This window comes from Streptomyces sp. HUAS TT7, from assembly GCF_051550175.1.
Taxonomy (GTDB): Bacteria; Actinomycetota; Actinomycetes; order Streptomycetales; family Streptomycetaceae; genus Streptomyces.
In genome coordinates this window covers 794,584-810,007 of the sequence record NZ_CP196175.1, presented here as the reverse complement: position 1 = coordinate 810,007, position 15,424 = coordinate 794,584, and the positions used below count along the sequence as shown (strand labels likewise).

At 66.4% G+C, this 15,424-nt stretch carries 20 protein-coding genes and 2 pseudogenes; 12 read left to right on the top strand and 10 right to left on the bottom strand.

Going from position 1 to position 15,424, the window contains the following annotated elements:
• The first annotated feature begins 113 nt into the window (after positions 1–113).
• From ACSHXC_RS03895 to ACSHXC_RS03885, 3 genes are read left to right on the top strand one after another with little or no spacing between them, the layout of a single operon-like run.
• Positions 114–371, top strand: a complete 258-nt coding sequence (locus tag ACSHXC_RS03895; RefSeq protein WP_438290173.1) for a hypothetical protein — start codon at positions 114–116, stop codon at positions 369–371.
• A 9-nt stretch (positions 372–380) separates the two neighbouring features.
• Positions 381–1,085: a GNAT family N-acetyltransferase gene (locus tag ACSHXC_RS03890; protein ID WP_438290172.1), complete on the top strand. Its 705-nt coding sequence runs from the start codon at positions 381–383 to the stop codon at positions 1,083–1,085.
• Positions 1,086–1,111: 26 nt separating this feature from the next.
• Positions 1,112–1,441 (top strand): histone-like nucleoid-structuring protein Lsr2, encoded by a 330-nt coding sequence (locus tag ACSHXC_RS03885; protein ID WP_438290171.1) that lies wholly within the window; start codon positions 1,112–1,114, stop codon positions 1,439–1,441.
• A 52-nt stretch (positions 1,442–1,493) separates the two neighbouring features.
• Here ACSHXC_RS03885 and ACSHXC_RS03880 read toward each other — a convergent pair whose 3' ends face one another.
• The gene (locus ACSHXC_RS03880) at positions 1,494–1,694 is read right to left on the bottom strand and encodes a hypothetical protein (RefSeq protein ID WP_438290170.1); all 201 of its coding nucleotides are present in this window, start codon (positions 1,692–1,694) and stop codon (positions 1,494–1,496) included.
• A gap of 460 nt (positions 1,695–2,154) precedes the next feature.
• Here ACSHXC_RS03880 and ACSHXC_RS03875 point away from each other — a divergent pair, with 460 nt between their 5' ends.
• On the top strand, positions 2,155–2,562 hold the full coding sequence (locus ACSHXC_RS03875; protein ID WP_438290169.1) for a hypothetical protein: 408 nt from the start codon (positions 2,155–2,157) through the stop codon (positions 2,560–2,562).
• 719 nt (positions 2,563–3,281) lie between these two features.
• The gene (locus ACSHXC_RS03870; RefSeq protein WP_438290168.1) at positions 3,282–3,560 is read left to right on the top strand and encodes a hypothetical protein; all 279 of its coding nucleotides are present in this window, start codon (positions 3,282–3,284) and stop codon (positions 3,558–3,560) included.
• A gap of 236 nt (positions 3,561–3,796) precedes the next feature.
• Here ACSHXC_RS03870 and ACSHXC_RS03865 read toward each other — a convergent pair whose 3' ends face one another.
• Both ACSHXC_RS03865 and ACSHXC_RS03860 read right to left on the bottom strand, forming a co-directional pair.
• The gene (locus ACSHXC_RS03865) at positions 3,797–4,000 is read right to left on the bottom strand and encodes a hypothetical protein (RefSeq protein WP_438290167.1); all 204 of its coding nucleotides are present in this window, start codon (positions 3,998–4,000) and stop codon (positions 3,797–3,799) included.
• A gap of 36 nt (positions 4,001–4,036) precedes the next feature.
• A pseudogene (locus tag ACSHXC_RS03860) lies at positions 4,037–4,282 on the bottom strand (peptidoglycan-binding protein); the annotation flags it as partial.
• Positions 4,283–5,083: 801 nt separating this feature from the next.
• Between ACSHXC_RS03860 and ACSHXC_RS03855 the strand changes: the two are divergent.
• A complete protein-coding gene (locus ACSHXC_RS03855) occupies positions 5,084–5,434 on the top strand; it encodes a hypothetical protein (protein WP_438290166.1) in 351 nt (116 codons plus the stop codon).
• 721 nt (positions 5,435–6,155) lie between these two features.
• Positions 6,156–6,502, top strand: a pseudogene (locus ACSHXC_RS03850) (MBL fold metallo-hydrolase); the annotation flags it as partial.
• Positions 6,503–6,535: 33 nt separating this feature from the next.
• On the opposite strand, the gene ACSHXC_RS03845 reads toward ACSHXC_RS03850, so the two are convergent.
• Positions 6,536–7,390 carry a poly-gamma-glutamate hydrolase family protein gene (locus ACSHXC_RS03845; RefSeq protein ID WP_438290165.1) on the bottom strand — a complete coding sequence of 285 codons (855 nt, stop codon included), beginning with the start codon at positions 7,388–7,390 and terminating at the stop codon, positions 6,536–6,538.
• Between the two features lie 234 nt (positions 7,391–7,624).
• On the opposite strand from ACSHXC_RS03845, the gene ACSHXC_RS03840 reads away from it, so the two are divergent.
• Complete coding sequence (locus ACSHXC_RS03840) at positions 7,625–7,999, top strand: thiol-disulfide oxidoreductase DCC family protein (protein WP_438290164.1); 375 nt, start codon at positions 7,625–7,627, stop codon at positions 7,997–7,999.
• A gap of 108 nt (positions 8,000–8,107) precedes the next feature.
• Complete coding sequence (locus ACSHXC_RS03835; protein ID WP_438290163.1) at positions 8,108–8,260, top strand: hypothetical protein; 153 nt, start codon at positions 8,108–8,110, stop codon at positions 8,258–8,260.
• Here ACSHXC_RS03835 and ACSHXC_RS03830 read toward each other — a convergent pair.
• Together ACSHXC_RS03830 and ACSHXC_RS03825 are read right to left on the bottom strand one after the other, a co-directional pair.
• Positions 8,240–8,479: a hypothetical protein gene (locus ACSHXC_RS03830; protein ID WP_438290162.1), complete on the bottom strand. Its 240-nt coding sequence runs from the start codon at positions 8,477–8,479 to the stop codon at positions 8,240–8,242. The genes ACSHXC_RS03835 and ACSHXC_RS03830 overlap by 21 nt on opposite strands.
• 233 nt (positions 8,480–8,712) lie before the next feature.
• Positions 8,713–9,093: a hypothetical protein gene (locus ACSHXC_RS03825; protein ID WP_438290161.1), complete on the bottom strand. Its 381-nt coding sequence runs from the start codon at positions 9,091–9,093 to the stop codon at positions 8,713–8,715.
• Between the two features lie 74 nt (positions 9,094–9,167).
• Between ACSHXC_RS03825 and ACSHXC_RS03820 the strand changes: the two genes are divergently transcribed.
• Both ACSHXC_RS03820 and ACSHXC_RS03815 read left to right on the top strand, forming a co-directional pair.
• Positions 9,168–9,386, top strand: a complete 219-nt coding sequence (locus ACSHXC_RS03820) for a hypothetical protein (RefSeq protein ID WP_438290160.1) — start codon at positions 9,168–9,170, stop codon at positions 9,384–9,386.
• Positions 9,387–9,553: 167 nt separating this feature from the next.
• Positions 9,554–11,146: a hypothetical protein gene (locus ACSHXC_RS03815; protein ID WP_438290159.1), complete on the top strand. Its 1,593-nt coding sequence runs from the start codon at positions 9,554–9,556 to the stop codon at positions 11,144–11,146.
• 116 nt (positions 11,147–11,262) lie between these two features.
• Here the strand turns inward: ACSHXC_RS03815 and ACSHXC_RS03810 are convergent, their stop codons facing one another.
• From ACSHXC_RS03810 to ACSHXC_RS03800, 3 genes are all read right to left on the bottom strand, one after another.
• Positions 11,263–11,337, bottom strand: a complete 75-nt coding sequence (locus ACSHXC_RS03810) for a 50S ribosomal protein bL37 (RefSeq protein ID WP_373300991.1) — start codon at positions 11,335–11,337, stop codon at positions 11,263–11,265.
• A gap of 49 nt (positions 11,338–11,386) precedes the next feature.
• Positions 11,387–12,199: an SDR family NAD(P)-dependent oxidoreductase gene (locus ACSHXC_RS03805; protein ID WP_438290158.1), complete on the bottom strand. Its 813-nt coding sequence runs from the start codon at positions 12,197–12,199 to the stop codon at positions 11,387–11,389.
• 263 nt (positions 12,200–12,462) lie between these two features.
• Positions 12,463–13,557, bottom strand: a complete 1,095-nt coding sequence (locus ACSHXC_RS03800) for an alpha/beta hydrolase (protein ID WP_438290157.1) — start codon at positions 13,555–13,557, stop codon at positions 12,463–12,465.
• A 560-nt stretch (positions 13,558–14,117) separates the two neighbouring features.
• Here ACSHXC_RS03800 and ACSHXC_RS03795 point away from each other — a divergent pair.
• The gene (locus ACSHXC_RS03795) at positions 14,118–14,756 is read left to right on the top strand and encodes a response regulator transcription factor (RefSeq protein WP_438290156.1); all 639 of its coding nucleotides are present in this window, start codon (positions 14,118–14,120) and stop codon (positions 14,754–14,756) included.
• A gap of 27 nt (positions 14,757–14,783) precedes the next feature.
• Here the strand turns inward: ACSHXC_RS03795 and ACSHXC_RS03790 are convergent, their stop codons facing one another.
• Positions 14,784–15,401 (bottom strand): TetR family transcriptional regulator, encoded by a 618-nt coding sequence (locus tag ACSHXC_RS03790; RefSeq protein WP_438290155.1) that lies wholly within the window; start codon positions 15,399–15,401, stop codon positions 14,784–14,786.
• Between the last annotated feature and the right edge of the window lie 23 nt (positions 15,402–15,424).

Here is a 15,424-nt window from a genome sequence, read left to right as displayed (position 1 = left end):
TGCCAGCTCTCGGGGTCGTGCACGGTGTGCCGGCTCCTGGCCAAGCACTACCAGGAGGCGAAGGCACCACTCGCAAGCTACTGCCAGCATTGGATGAAGAAAGCAGGCTGAACATGACCGCTGTAGCTGTCGCAATCTCACCGAAGCGCCGGCTGCCGGACGATCTTCCCCATGCGACCAGGCCGATTGAGGCCGCCGCTCCTCCCATCACCGCAATCACCAGGGTCGCTGACCTGGACACGGTGATGGACAGCGTCAAGTGCTCGTGCAACGCGGGCGACGACAACCCGCACCAGTCGAAGCTGATCAATACTGCTCAGGCCCTGGCGTTCTCCGCGCTGGGGCCCGAGCCTTGTGTGGCCCACGGATAGCGTGCTCCCATGGGATTCCAATGGGACTGGCTACTCCCTTACCTGGCCGTGCCGTACGTGCCCACGCTCGGCCCCATCCACCCCGATGCTCTCAGCGCCGAGCGCTTTAACGACATCCTCAATGTCGCCGACAGCGGAAAGTTCCTGCCATACGACAAAGACCGCCGGTGGAGCAGCACGAAGGCGGAGCGCGTCCTCGTGGACGACATCGAGCACACTGCCCGCCAGACTCTCATCCCGACCGTGCTCCGGCGCGGGTTGGGCACGGTGAAGGTCCACGTCTACGGTGCGGATCCTGACGCGCTCACCACAGCGGCCGACTTGGCCCACAAGCTGTGCGCGGTCCATAACGCGCAGACCCCGCGAATCGTCTGGCTTCTCGGCCCCGAGCAGCCTGACCAGTATGCCCAGGGAACTCGGGTCCAGCTGAAGGACTTCGCTGCCGGTGCCGGAGCAGCGCCCGCCTTCCTCGCCCAGGAGTACGGACAGCTTTCACCGGCATCCAGAACCGATTTCGCCGGTTTCGCCCAGCGGATGGCAGGCGACGGATTCGCGTTCCTGTATGAGCAGATGCAGGCCGGTGCGGTTGGCCCCGTTCTTACCGTCGTGCACGAAGGCCGTGTGGCCGGAGCCATCGGCCCCATGGAGACCATGACGGAGTTCGAAGGGGAGGGGAGGATCGGGGTGCGGGGTAGAGAGAACGGATATTCATAGCCTTAAATGAGCCATAGACTCCGCTCATGGCACAGAAGATCGTAACCGTCTACACCGATGACCTCACTGGCGAAGAGACCCAGGAGGCCACAACCCACACCATCGTGATCGACGGCGTGGGGTACGAAATCGACCTCGGCCCCGACAGCTACGACAAGCTGCTTGAGGCCGTCGCTCCCTTCACCAAGGCCGGTCGCCGCATCAAGGCAGGCCGCATCAAGACCGCACCGAAGGCCCCTGGAGGCCGCACTGACACGGCCGCAATCAGGGCCTGGGCCAAGGAGAAGGGGTACGACATCAACGACCGCGGTCGAGTGTCGGCCGAGATCCGCGAGGCCTACGAAAAGGCTAACTGAACACGACGTACGTCATGAGGAAGGCCCTCGTAATGGGGGCCTTCTTTGCGTCTCAGGCGAGCGCACCGAGGCTGGTGAGCACCAGGAGCAGGAGTGTCAGGGAGCCCCCGAAGGCCACGGTGCCCCGTGCGATGCGTGCGGGCAGCTGGCTGCCGTCGAACCGGGCCAGCATCCCGGCCAGCATCCCCATGATGATCGATACCAGCGCCGCCGCCAGGACGAGCAGCAGCTTCACGCTGAACGACAGTCCCACTTCAACCTCCGTTGCCCACAGCCGAGATGACGTCATCAGCATCCGTGCAGGCCAGCGGCAGGACTAGGATTCTGGACTACCTCAGAACTTTTCAGGACTACGCGGGACTACGGGGGTTGGCATGGGGAGACGGTCTAAACCCCTTGACCCGGGTAACCCCCTGCATGCCTTCGCAATCGAGCTACGGATGTTGCGTGATTCCGCTGGAGCGGCAGGGGGCTTGGACGCGACCCGCAAGAGCGCGGGCATTTCTAAGGCGACGTACTACGCATGGTTGAGCGGGGTGCAACTTCCAGGGCGGGACGCCTTCGAGTTGGCCATCACCGCGTGGGGCGGCGATCGAGGGCACTGGCTTTCCCTACGTCGACAGACGGAGGAAGCGATAGCAAGAAGCTCAACGCCAGAAAAGCCGAGTAGGGCAGAGGGTCCAGGGACGACTCATCAAGTCCTTGGAGGGGACGTGAGCATGCCGCTTCAACGCTCACAAGTGAAGATGGTTGAACTCACCGATCAGAGGCTCCAATTTGAGGATGAACTATACCGCAACACATTATGGCGATTTACAAGGTACCTCCAGAAACTGAGAACTGCCGTCGGTGATCCCAGCGTTGATGCCATTCTTGCAAGGATCCCGCAGGATCTGGAGGCATCGGGAGATCACGGTCGCTTGGCTTTGGATGGGGCACCTCTTCCCGTGTCTGCCGAGGCCGCCCTTCTAGTGCGGCAGGTCGTAGTGGATGCCGTTGAGAGTTATGGGCCGACCGATGTTATCGACGCTATTCCGGTCAAGCGGCTAGCGAATCAATGCTTGACGAAGGCGCACGAGGCGCTATTGATATCCATGGACCGGGATGCAGGGCTGGGATAAATGAATAAGTCGCCGACTGCGCGAGATTTCCAGATACGTACATCGTCGTAGGATGGGCCTCGGCTGGCGGTTCCGACTGAGAAAGCAAAACATTGAGGGACTCTGTCGGGAATCTTGAGGTTTCAAGGTCATTTGCCTTGGCGCCACCAGAGAGGACGGGGTAGCCCGCGGGCTTCAAGGTACTGCTGGAACGCTGTAGGTCTTCTGGGACGGTATGTGGAAGCGGTGGGTTCCTGGTTGGCGAGCCGTTCAATGTTGACGGCGATGGCGGTGAGGACGTGCTGGACATGGGCCGTCACCAAGGCGCCGCGCAAGAAGACGAATCCGGAGCGAAGCCGACTCCTGAAGAAGATCCGATTCTGGGCGAATGAGAACGGATACAAGGCGGCAAAGCAGGGGTCGAATCCCGGACAACGTCGTGGTCGCCTACCGAACTGCCAATCCGGGCGTGAACATGGGGCCGTACGACAACAACCACTAACCGAATAGTCGGCCTCGATAGGGGCGCGGTCATTCAATGGGATGGTCGCGCCCTTTGTCGTGGCAGTGGATGACCTCGTATGATAATCGGAGGGCGTTACGCCTTCAGGGTGCTTCCTCGGCGGTATGGCGACACTCGGCGCGTTATTGGGCGGTTTGTAGGTATTGCGTATTAAGTTCCGTGGTTGTAGGGAATCGATCTATCACAGGTCGCATCCAGTCACTCCAACGGAGATCACATGAACAAGCTTCACAAGGCCGCCGTCCTGGTTGCCGCTCTCGGTAGCCTCGGAATGCTGGCCTCTGGCACGGCCCAGGCGCACGACGGCGGCGACCGCTTCGGCATCGGGCAGAGCAGCAACTGTAAGTCGCACGACCTGAACGTCGACGTCCTCGGTCAGGTCGGCATTCTCAACGGCCTGGGCGGCAACCTCCTGAACGGCGAGGGCAACGCGGGTGCGCAGAACACCCACCTGGGTTCGAGCATGGGCTGCAACAACAGCGCCCTGGACAAATGAGCGCAGAAGCCTGCCTAAGTGGATCACGGACGAGTACGACCAGTAGGTAGATGACGACGCCGAACACCAGGTGCGCGTGAATCTCCTTGGGAACGAGTCCGAAGGGGCGTTAGCAGGAGAGCGCCTTAGAGCGGCTGCAGTGGCTGCCGTGGCTGATCGGTAAACACAGAAAGGCCCCCAAGACGCGCCGCAATGGCGTGCCTTGGGGGCTTCTGTGGTGCAAGAACGAGCTGGTGTCACTCGGTGGGTGCGGTTTCCAGTCCGGCCGTGGCGGTCTTGGTGTTCTCGGTCCGCTGCACTGCCTCACCGGTACCGAGCACCGCCGCCGCGAGACCGAGGATCAGCGCGGACGGAAGCTCTGGCACGTAGTGCACGACCAGGGCGAGAGCCGCGACCAGGACGGCGTAGATGCGGGCAGGGTGCTGCTTGATGAACTGCAAGGAGATCCTTCGTTGGCGGGACGGTAGGGGGGGAGGTCAGGCCGCAGGGACCTTCAGGGCGTCCCAGGTCGAGCGGCCCGGCCATCCGTCGGCATCCGATCCGGTGAAGCCACGCTTGCGCTGCCACTGGGCGTACGAGCGTCGGTCCGCGTCAGTCCACTGCGGTCCCGGGCCATCGGAGCAGGCGGAGCAGCCTTCGGCGACCAGGCGCTTGCCCATGGCCGTGATCAGCGCGGAGCGCGGAGCGTCGTGGAACCAGTTAAGCCCGGGAAATGCGGCGTACCCGCTAGGTGTTCCGCCGCCGTTCGGGATGTCGGCCTCGCTCGCCTCCTGGCCGAAGTGGACGACTCCCTTGCGGCCCTTCCAAGACGGGTCGGCCAGGACGACACCCTCCGGGAAGTCCGGGATGCCGTAGCCGTACACGTAGTTGGACTTGCGGGGGCAGGCCTTGCTCCTCGGCCTTGGCGATATGGATGACGTTCTGAGCGATGGACAAGCGCGTGGGTTCCTCTGTTCGGGGGTATGAAAAAGGCCCTAGCGGGCCGTCATGTGGAGAGATTGGGTTAGCTGCGCGCGATTTGAACCAGTGCGACGAGCACGGATGCGGTCGAGGTGACGACCGATGTGGAGATGGCGTAGCCACATCTCGATGCCACGGACGCGTGTCTCGTGGTCGTCCAGCCGGTTGGCGTTGGTGTCCATAGTTTGCCCGATCCTCTGTACTTCGATGGACAGTGTTCTGAGTTCCAGATAGATATCGCGCGCGGTGATGGTCGCGATCGCGTCGTTTCCTTCGGGAATGGTCGTGCCTCATGGCTCGTAACACGATCTTGGTGATCGTTGCTGGTGAGGAGTGGCCGATGTGACGATTCGACCGTTCGTGATGCCGTGAGCAACAAGTCGTGGGCCGTGGACGATGAGCCGTGGGCTCGGATGGAGCTGCTGTTGCCGACGTGGCCGCAGCGTCGACGGATCAACGTCCTTTGGGCGTGCGCCTATTGCAGTCTTGTTGGCATGTGCATGGTGATGGTTGTATGTCCGAGGCCTACCCGCAGAGGCGGGTAACGGAGTCAGGGAGTCCATATGAAACTCGCCCGAAAGCTGGCAGCCGGAGCCATGGCGGCCGGCCTTACCACCGTTGGCTTCGTCACTGCGACCCCGGCCAGCGCCACGGTCGTGAACTCCACGTGCAACCTGTCGTCCGTCGTCAGGGTTGATTACAACCGCGACAGCGGCCACTACTGCTACGTCTGGGACGGCAATACAAGCTCCAACCAAGGCTGGATGGACATCAGGGAAGCCGATGAGGTGTGCTCGGTCAGCTACACGGGATACGTGCAGGACATCTCGGGAGGCCATCACTACTTCAGCCGAGGCCGCTGCACCACCCTTGGCGGGGCGCACCTGAGTTTGATCGTCTTCGATGGCAACTGAGTTGAAACGGGCCCCGGTGCCGCCCGTGGCCACATGGCTGAGCATCTGATGCAAGATTGACAGAGCGTCACATAGGCGCGCGCTGGGCGAGCTGTGCTCCGCTTGGCGCGCGCCTTTTGTTTGCACTCAGGGTCCGCATGTGAACGTCCTGCGTAGCAGCGCGGTTGTGCGCGCTCGGCACGCCGGGCGCAATGGGGACGGCGGAGAACATGCTGAGGGCTGGTGTGTTGGGCTGGGTCTGCGGAGTGGTCCAGGGCCGGGCGCTGGCCGTGCGCGTCTCGACGGTGAACGAGAGCCGCTGGTCTTTCCCTGCGTAGGCGATGCCTCGGAGAGTGCAGGTCAGAGGGATGCTTGCCACTGCTGTGTTGTTGCCCGAGCGGAACCACTCGGTGCGTTCGCTGTCGACGGTGCTGCACCAGGCCGTGAAACCCAGGCGGGTATCGCCTACTTCTGGCGAGGCGGGCGAAATGGCTGTGAATGACGCGGTGACGTTAGTAGCCGGAGGCAGGGAATGCGAAGGAGGCGTTGTTGTTCGTGGCCCATCCGCCGGACTTCTCGATGGTGTCCCAGGGGACTGTCACGGGGAGGGGGTTACCGGAAATGGGGATTCGACTTATCTTACTGATCCCGGATCCGGCTATCCGTACGGGATTGGATCGCTGACGCAGCGAGTCGCGAATGCGACTGTTGAACGCGCTCGCATCGGCGAGACAGCGTGTGGTTCTGGCCCGACATCCACATGACTCCCGCCGAGGGCCTGCGCGCCCACCTCGACCTCCAGGGCGGCACTCCGCACGGCGTGATCATGCCGATCCACTGGGGCACCTTAAACCTCGCCCCGCACGCCTGGGCCGAGCCCGGCGAGTGGACGAAGGACGCCGCCGAGGAGCCGAGCAGTCCGCTGCCTTCCCCCGCCCCGGCGAGCCCTTCGAGCCCGCGGGGCGGCTGCCCGTAACGCCTTGATGGCAGCCGCTGTCCGCGCCCCTCGCCCACCTGTGGCGCACCTCCAAGAGCCCGGCTGTCACGCCGGTTTCCGTGGGAGAGCTGGATCTGGCGGGGGAGCGGTGAGCCCGTCGGGGGTGGGCGGCAGCGCCTGACGCGCTACAGGATGACCTGGTCCGGCCCGGCCTCCAGCCTGGCGATCGCGGCGCGGCAGGCCGCGGTGAAGGACCAGAAGATCTGATTGGTGCTGGCGGCGCATCCGGTCCGGGTGAAGGTCCCGAACATGCTCTTGCGCAGCTCTGTCGTCAGCTCAAGCTGGCCGCCCTTGCCGAGCATGGTGCGGTTGCAGATGTTGTCGGGGCTCTCGCCGTCGAGCGCCGGATTGGATGCCCCGTCGATGGTCTGGAATCCCGCGCCGGTCAACTCCTCGGTGAGGTACCGCTTGAAGGTCGCGTTGCGGCCGCCGACGACGACCGCCTCGGGCCGCCCGGCGGGGGCGCCGGCGGTGGCGGCCGTGCAGCCGTGCAGGCTCAGGGCGTTGAAGTTGCTCGCCGCCATGGACAGGGCGACATGGTCGTTGCAGTGCTTCGCCGTGACGTGCAGTTCGGAGTTGTTCGACGGCCGGATGGCCTCGAACATCCAGTAGTCGTAGGCGGGCCCGTCGGCCGGCGTGGCAGCCAGGGTGGCGGGGTGGTAACCGGCGACGCCCAGACACAGGTCGGACGTTCCCACCTCGATAGCGCCACCATGCATGGCCATGACCATCGTGCGGTTGTAGGAGTACTTCTGTGCCGTGCTGTTGTCGGACATCGCGTGCCGCTTGTACCGACGCGCGTAGTCGGTGCCCTCACCGTTGGGCAGCCGGGTGTAGAGGTCGGTGCTGGAGCGGTAGGTGTCGCCGTTCGCGGCGGCCCGGGCGACTCCGGCACCCCAGGAGGCGGACAGCAGTGGGGCGGCCGATGCGGCGGCGAGAACGGAGAGGACGCTGCGTCTGCTGGCGTGCGGAGTTTCCATGGCGGATTCCCTTCGTGGAGGCGTCGGCCTTGCCGGCCGGGATTTCGCGGACAGGGGGAGGCAAGCGCTACCCGACCCGATATCAACGCCGGGGATCATAACCGGCATTTATGCTGATTATTTGCGTGTATGGGATGAAATGGGTCAACTCGCCTTAGATGGCTGTCAGTTGGGAGATAATGGGGTTCGGGGGGTGAGCCGGGTCCCGGCCGAGCGGCGCGGCATGATAAAGGCATGCGAACTCGATCTGTGCTCGTCTACGACGGAGACTGCGCGTTCTGCACTTCCTCCGTGTCCTTCGCTGAACGGCGCCTCGCGCCCCGGTGTGAGACCACTCCGTGGCAGTTCGCGGACCTGGACTCCCTGGGCATCACACAACAGCGGGCCGGGTACGAGCTGTTGTGGGTCACCCCGAGCGGCGCCGTGCGCGGGGGCACGCAGGCCGTCGCCAGGCTGCTGATGAGCGCGGGCAGCCGATGGCGCGTCCTCGGCGCGCTGCTCACCCTGCCCCCGCTGCGCTGGGTCGCCCACGGCGTCTACCGGCTCGTCGCCAACAACCGCGAACGCATGCCGGGCGGCACCCCTGCCTGCGCCCTGCCTCGACGTTGAATCCACGCTTCCATCAGGGAGTCGGTCGAGAGGCCCTGTCCGGAGGGGATGTTCCGCCGGGGCAGGTGGGTCGGCTGAAGGTGTATCCCGGGGGGCAAGACGTACCGGATGCCGGACGAGGCCCGGCGCTGGGCGGATCGCGGCACCGATGTCGTGGTGGCGTACGTCGAGTGCCACGAGCGCCCGCACACTCTGGGCCGAGGGAGGCTGGCCGCGCCCACGCGGGGCAGCCGCACCATGTCACAGCCCCGCGCCCCTTAAGGCGCCTTCAGCTCGCCGCGCGAACAGAGCCGTCAGCCCGCCGTACGTCACCACGATCAGCAGTGCGCACAGGAGCAGCAGCCACCCGGTCACGATGGCCAGCATGGCGAGGCCGCGGTCCCGGCCTCCCAGGCGCTTGCCCCAGACGCGTCCGATGTGTCCCGTCGGGATGGCGACGATCCCGAACACGGCCCTGAAGAACGTGTAGTACTGCCCCACCAGCCGACGAGAGCGCGGCCAGCGCCCCGGTGCCCGTTGGCAGCCACCGCCACCACGACCGGTGCTCCGCCTTCCCGGATCCTCCCGTGCCTTTCCGGGGCCGATGAGGCTCCTTCTGTCTTGACGGAACCTTGAGGTCGCCCGGGGAGGACCGCCGAGCGTGCGTTCCGCGCAGGTCAGCCGGTTAGGGCGCGTGGATCTGACAGGGGGAGATCCAGCGTGACCAGCAGTACTCAGGAGACCGCCGCGCCGACCACGGAAGTCCGCCGCAGCACGCCTGCCCGGATAGCCTTCCGGTCGGCCGCTCTGGGGGGGGCAGCCTGAGTTGTCGCGATGTTCGCGACTCCGATGTTCTGGTTGGCCGACTGGTTCGACTTCTTCCTGACCAGGCCGTACGAACGGTTCACGATCTCCGGCGGGGACGACATCACCACCGCCGTACTGCTCCTCGCCGTGTCGCAGCCGGCTGCCCGGGCCCGCCGTCTGAAGGCCGTCGCCGTCGCCGTCGCCATCACCGACACCGGCCACGCCGCCCGCCTCCACGAGACGGCACAGCTCGCCCGGCGCAGCGGGTCCGCCGAGACCGTCGTCGACCACGTCCGGGCCGAGCTCACCGACGTGCTCGTACTGGACGGCTGCCGTTTCGAGGACGGCGCGCTCCTCGGCCATCCGCCGCAGCGAGGTCACCATGGCGCGCGGCCGCTGGAGCCTGGAGCGGCGCGGCCGGCCGCAGGGCGGGACCGATCTGCGCGTGTTCGGCAACGGGCACTACTACGGCCGGTTCATGCTGCGGCCGGGGCGCACCGGCGTCGTACCGCCGCGGGTCCGTCTGGTGGCCGTGACCATGGCCGATCAGGTGGGTGCGGCGCTGGCGGACGCGGGAACGGGCGCGGGCAAGGAGAGTTGAGCCCCCTCTTGGCGCGGCTGGAACTCGTCGCCGTCAAGGGTGCGTCAATGAGGGGCTGTTGGGCGTCAGGGGACTGTCAACGCAAGCGATCAATCGAACTCTTGGACCCCATGCTGATCTCTGCACGGGTTCGTACGAGCGGCCCGTGGCGCGAGGTTGGAGGGCGAGTGGCGATTACCGCCGGTGCCGGGCAGCGTCAGGGAGCGGGGGCCCCGACAACGACTGCCGAACCAGACCCCGCGTCGGCCGTTCGTCACGGGGGGATCCCGTCGTCCCAGGCCAGAGGGGGTCCGGGACAAGGACGGCCGAGGCGACGGTCTACCATCGCCGTCGCCCGGCTCGTCCGCCTTCGGCGGTACGCCGTCGAGCGCTACTGGGGCACCACGCCAAGTCGGCTGCGGCTCGCCCGCACCGTCTGCTTACTGCTGGGCGCCGCACTGCTCGCACTCCTGGCGGTCACCGCCACCGGGCTCTCCACGACCTGGGATGCGATCCAGCATCGGGACGCGCCCCGCACGGTGGCCGCGACCCGGCTGAACCTGGCGCTCAACGACATGGACGCCCAGGCCGCCAACATCCTGCTCTCCAGCGGCGATTCGGGCACCGGCAAGGGCCGCCTGGAGGAGTCGTACGCCAACGCCAACCGCATCTACAAAGGCGCGCAGGAAACCATCAGCAGCTCCCTGCGCACCCTGGGTGCCGCCGCCGAGGGCGACAAGGCCACCGAGGACACCGTCGTCGCGCTCACCGACGACTTCGCCCAGTACCAGGAACTCATCGGCCGCGCCCTGGAGAACGACGACCACCCCGGCGGCAAGGAGCCGGCCCGCGCCGACTACCGCCGCGCCACCGACCTGCTCTCCCAGCGTCTCCTGCCCCAGGCCCGCACCCTGGTCGACGCCAACAATGCCGTGTACGACAGCGAGTACACATCGGCCCGCTCCGACCTCACCACCCAGCTCGTCGCCGAAGCGGTGCTCGGCGGCCTGCTGCTCGCCGTCCTTGTCGCGCTGCAACGCCACCTCGCCCGCCGCTTCGGCCGCATCCTCAACCCGGCGCTGCTCGCCGCCACCTTGTGCGCGCTGGTGGCCGTGGCCTGTGCGGGACAGCTCCTTGCCGCTTCCGGCGACCAGTTGAAGATCGCCCGGCACGACTCGTTCGACTCGGTGGTGGCGCTGTCCCGCTCGAAAGCCGTCGGCTACGACGCCAACGCCGACGAAAGCCGGTTCCTCCTTGACGAGACGCGCCGGGACACGTACGAGAAGTCCTTCCTCGACAAGTCGCAGCAGCTGTACGGGATCGCAGGCACGAGCCTGTCCACCTACGACACGCGACTGGACGAGACCTGGGCCGCGTACCAACACGACCACAGCGACGAGCAGTTCACCGGCGAGTACCGGCGCGAGCTCGACAACATCACCTTCCCCGGCGAGCGGGAGGCCGCCGAGAAGACCGTCGAGGCATACGCCGTCTACCAGAAGGACGACCGCACCTTCCGCCAACTCATCGCCGAGGGCAAGCTCCAGGAAGCCACGGTCTTCTGCATCGGCTGGGGCTCCGACACCTCCAACGCCCACTTCGGGGCATGGATGAAGGCCCTGGACCAGGTGACCTCCATCAACGCCTCCCGCCACGACCAGGCCATCACCACCGGCCGCCACACCATCAGCGTCCAGACCCCCATCGCCGCCGGCGCCCTCCTCCTGGCGGCCCTGCTCCTCGTGCTGGGACTTCGCCCGCGCCTCGCGGAGTTCCGCTGAGGTCGGGCAAACAGCAACGTCCCTGGATCTGCTGGTAATTGACTGACTCTCACCCGGAATCACGAAGGGGCGGACTGCCCGCCGGAGCAGTCCGCCCCTCAGGGCATTCGGTGCGGCTAGCAGGACGCCTTGCTGCCGTGGTTGGCCTTCTTCTTGCGGCGGTCCCTCTTCTTGCGGGCGCGCTTCGACATGCGGTGGTGCTCCTTCAGCTGGTGCCGTTGTGGCGGGTGGTGGTGTTCTTCAGGCGGTGTGGCCGGTGAGCTGGGCGGCGAGTTTGTTGAGGCGCTGCAGGGAGCGGTTCTCCGTGGCGGCGGGCGCCGGGTCGACGCGCTGGTCGCGGTCGTAGTAGGCGCCGTTGACGATCTCGACGGCCGGGTCGCACAGGCGCGCCACGTACGCGGCGCCCTCGGCGGGGGTGGCACCCTCGTGCGCGTACAGCGGGAGCAGGGCCGTGTCGCAGACGCCGGGGTGGACGGAGACGGCGGTGACTCGCGGGTCGGCCGCGAAGACGGTCAGTGCGAGCTGCGACTGGGCGTAGGCGGCGAGTCGGGAGTAGCGGCGGACCCGGTTGGGGTCGCTCCACTGGATGTTGCCGGTGCGGTGCAGCGACGACGACACGTTGACGACACGGCCCCCGGGGTCGCTGGTGAGCGCCGGTTCCAGCAGGCAGGTGAGCAGGTAGTGGGCGAGGAAGTTGACCTGGAAGGCGACCTCGTTGCCGTCGGCCGTGATGGTGTGCCGCTCGGGGGCGGCCATGCCCGCGTTGTTGACGAGGACGTCGAGGTGCGGGTGGGTCCCGATGGCCCGGTGGGCCATGGCCTCGACCTCGTCGAGGCGGGTGAAGTCGGCTGCCAGTGCGCAGAGTTGGGATGTCTCGATGTCGGCGGTCGTGGCAATGAGCGCGTCGACGGCGGCCTGGGCCTCTTCGGCGGTGCGGCCGTGGACGAGAACCGTCGCACCCTGCTGGGCGAGCCTGCGGACGGTCTCGAAACCGATCCCCGCGGTGGCTCCGGTGACCAGGACGGTGCGGCCGGAAAGCGATGTGGAAGGCATGTGAAATCCCAAGTGATGGCATGATAAGGCTGCGCCCCTGGCGCGGCCGGACATGCGGGAGTGAGAGCGCGCGTACGCCGTCGCGGCGTGGGACCGGCGACGACGTACGGCGTCAGGGAAGCACGGCTCGGTGAGCCGGCATGGGAACAGCGCGCAGTACCGGGCTACACCGGATTCGGTGGCCGGTCGTCGTGCCGCAGACCGCTGTTCATGCCTCCATCCAACTGGCCCCCGGGCGGTGGCTCAAGAGGACTTGCCCGTCCCTAACGAGGTTCTGATGCTCTCCGCCCCACCCGGGATCCGCCTCCCTCAGATGGCGGAGACCCAGGGCGGTCGCTCATGGTGGACTGTTGGAGGATGCGACGGAGCCAGCGCGTACGCGCGTCCCGGGCATCCTGGCTGAGGGTCGCCCGCGGTGCGTACGTGTCGAAGCCATGGCAGGCGCCCGGCCACACGTGCAGTTCGGCCCGGCCGCCGGCCCGCCAGAGCGCGTTTGCGTAGGCCACGTCCTCGTCCCGGAACGTCTCGGCCGACCCGACCTCGATGTATGCCGGGGGCAGCGCGGACAGATCCGTGGCGCGAGCCGGCGCCGCGTAGGGGGACACGTCCTCGGCGCCGTACTGATCCCCCAACAGGGCTTTCCATGCAGTGGAGTTGGAGATTCTGTCCCAGGTGTCGACGCCCGCCATCTGATGGCTGGAGCAGGTGTTGTTGCGGTCGTCGAGCATCGGGGACAGGAGCAGCTGACCGAGAGGTACCGGCCCGCCCCGGTCGCGGGCGAGCAGAGCGAGAGCCGCCGCGAGGCCGCCGCCGGCACTCTTGCCTCCGACGATGATGCGGGCTCCGTCGATGCCCAGTCCGGACGCGTGCGCGGCCGCCCACACGAGACCGGAGTAGCAGGCCTCGATCGGGCCGGGATGCCGCGTCTGCGGCGCCAGCGGGTACTCGACCGAGATGACGGCCAACTCCAGTGGGAGGGCCAACTCGCGCAGCAGGCGAGGGAGTACGGACCAGGCGTTACCCATGATCATTCCGCCGCCGTGCAGGTAGAAGAGCAGCGGCAACGGGCCGTCGACTCCGGCGGGCCGAGCGCTCACCAGCGTGACGTCCCGCCCGCCCGACGGCACCCGCAACTCCTCCACTTCGAAGCGGCCGTCGGCTCGCAGGTCCTTCAAGGTCGGCCGGGGCCGAGCCGTCGCATCCCGCTCCTGCCGAGCCGCAAGGTTCTCCGGGGTGAACGGATCGGCCTTCAACTTCCCCAGAGCCGCGCTCAGTTCGACGTCGATCGGGGGTGCGCCCCAAGCCGTGGGGGAGAGGTGGGGCCCCGACGGCACTCCGAACCCTGATGCGAGATCCATGCGGTGCAGTCAATCACCCGCCGGACGGGGGCCGGTCAGCAGCCCCGAACTCTGTTTATGGCCGATTTTCCGTGCGCGGACGGAGGGTTCTCGCAGATCCCGAATGGCTGATTGATTTCGCAAAGAATGGCTGGTTCGGGCGAGTTGGGCCGCGGCCAATAGTCCCATCCGGAAGATTTCATTCAGATCTCCCCATGGGAGTGACCGTGAGGTACGCTCGCCGTGAGCCCGACACCGGGCCGAGGGAGTACGCCTTGGGTGTACATGAGATGTTCGCGCGCATGGCTGATTTCCCCCGCCGGTCACAGTGGAGCTGGAGCGACCCTGTGTCACGGGATTCGGACAAAGCCATACCTCAGTAGGGGCGGCAAGTCGGACAACCCGCACTTGAGCCTCCTGGTACAGAGGTTCGCCCTCATCACCGTTTTTCCCATGGGGCCATGACACACACGGCTCAATGGCGGCCCGGAATTCAGGCCTTATTCGATCTTGTGGCCGCACTGGCGCCCGGCCTCCACAGAGGCCCGCAGACGGTCGCACGGGGGAAGGGGACGCCGTACATGGCTCAGATCCAGGTGCTGATCGCCGACGACCAGGTCGTGACCCGATCCGGTCTTGTGGCCATGAGCAGAGAGGCCCCCGGACTCGACGTGGTCGGCGTGGCGCAGGACGTGGCCGGCGTTCTGGCCGCCGTCGACTGCGGAAAGCCCGATATCGTCCTGCTCAACCTGCGTAAACTGACGGGTGACAGTCTTCGTCACCTTGTCCGGCTGATCGGCGCGCACGTATCGATCATCGTCCTGTGGTGCCACGACTCCGCCGTCACGATCCAGGACGCGTTACGGGCCAGGGTCGCCGGATTCATGGACCTGGAGATTCTGCAGGAGGAATTCGCCAGCGTGATCGCGTTGGTCGGCCGCGGCTGTGCCGCCTATCTGCTTCCGAGAGAACGGCTTTCCGATATCGGTGAAGGGTGCCCGATGTCTTCGACCTCGGGGGCGATGTCGAATCTCACCTCACGCGAGAACGACGTACTGCGGCTGCTCGCCGACGGCATGACGAACAAACAGATCGGATCCTCTCTCCATATCGCCGAGAACACCGTCAAGAAGCACGTCCACCGCGTCATGATCAAGTTATCGGCCTCAAGCCGTGTGGAAGCGGCGCTGCTGGTTTCCCGGCTCGGCCCGATGGCGTGAGTCATGTGCCATCGGTCGTACGTCCGGTCAGGGGAAGAGGGACTTGAGCAGCACCTCGTAGGTCCGGCCCGCGCCGGCGACCGTCGGCCTGCCCTTCATCGCCACCTCGTGCCCGAGGTACGTCAGCGCGCCCAGGAGGGCGAGCGCGAGCCGACGAGAGCTCTCGGCGCCTGCGCCGGTGCCCTCGACGCCGAGGCCGGCTCCGGCCGTCGTGGCGCGCGCCCGCTCCACCAGCCGGGTCGTCGTCGACAGCCACCACTGTTCGTCGATCTGCCGCCATCGCTCGTAGCCCAGCACCGCGGGAGCGTCCAGCAGGAGCAGCCGGGCGACGGCCGGATCGGCACAGAATGCCAGGAACTCCCTTCCTGAGTGCAGGAGGTGAGCAACAGGTTCGTCCTCGACGCGTCCCCGGGACCGGATGCGTACGGCGAGTTCGCGGTGGATGTCGTGCACGACATCCACGAGCAGCGCCTCCTTGCCGGCCCAGTGGTGGTACAGCGCACCCGTCGTGAGCCCGGCGCGCTCCGAGATCTCCGCGATGGTCGTCGAGGCGTATCCGCGCTCGCTGAACAACTCCCTTGCTGCACGGGTCAGTTGGGCGCGGGTGGTCTCGGTTCGTTCCGCGTTGGTTCTGCGTGGCGACATACCGAACGATGCTATGTTTCTTC

Excerpts from the sequence above, each read along its gene's own strand:
- ACSHXC_RS03840 (WP_438290164.1), top strand. The coding sequence starts at position 7,625 with ATGCGAACTCGATCTGTGCTCGTCTACGACGGAGACTGCGCGTTCTGC.
- ACSHXC_RS03805 (WP_438290158.1), bottom strand. The coding sequence starts at position 12,199 with ATGCCTTCCACATCGCTTTCCGGCCGCACCGTCCTGGTCACCGGAGCC.
- ACSHXC_RS03795 (WP_438290156.1), top strand. The coding sequence starts at position 14,118 with ATGGCTCAGATCCAGGTGCTGATCGCCGACGACCAGGTCGTGACCCGA.
- ACSHXC_RS03800 (WP_438290157.1), bottom strand. The coding sequence starts at position 13,557 with ATGGATCTCGCATCAGGGTTCGGAGTGCCGTCGGGGCCCCACCTCTCC.
- ACSHXC_RS03820 (WP_438290160.1), top strand. The coding sequence starts at position 9,168 with ATGGCGCGCGGCCGCTGGAGCCTGGAGCGGCGCGGCCGGCCGCAGGGC.
- ACSHXC_RS03885 (WP_438290171.1), top strand. The coding sequence starts at position 1,112 with ATGGCACAGAAGATCGTAACCGTCTACACCGATGACCTCACTGGCGAA.
- ACSHXC_RS03895 (WP_438290173.1), top strand. The coding sequence starts at position 114 with ATGACCGCTGTAGCTGTCGCAATCTCACCGAAGCGCCGGCTGCCGGAC.
- ACSHXC_RS03890 (WP_438290172.1), top strand. The coding sequence starts at position 381 with ATGGGATTCCAATGGGACTGGCTACTCCCTTACCTGGCCGTGCCGTAC.
- ACSHXC_RS03835 (WP_438290163.1), top strand. The coding sequence starts at position 8,108 with ATGCCGGACGAGGCCCGGCGCTGGGCGGATCGCGGCACCGATGTCGTG.
- ACSHXC_RS03870 (WP_438290168.1), top strand. The coding sequence starts at position 3,282 with ATGAACAAGCTTCACAAGGCCGCCGTCCTGGTTGCCGCTCTCGGTAGC.
- ACSHXC_RS03845 (WP_438290165.1), bottom strand. The coding sequence starts at position 7,390 with ATGGAAACTCCGCACGCCAGCAGACGCAGCGTCCTCTCCGTTCTCGCC.
- ACSHXC_RS03790 (WP_438290155.1), bottom strand. The coding sequence starts at position 15,401 with ATGTCGCCACGCAGAACCAACGCGGAACGAACCGAGACCACCCGCGCC.
- ACSHXC_RS03855 (WP_438290166.1), top strand. The coding sequence starts at position 5,084 with ATGAAACTCGCCCGAAAGCTGGCAGCCGGAGCCATGGCGGCCGGCCTT.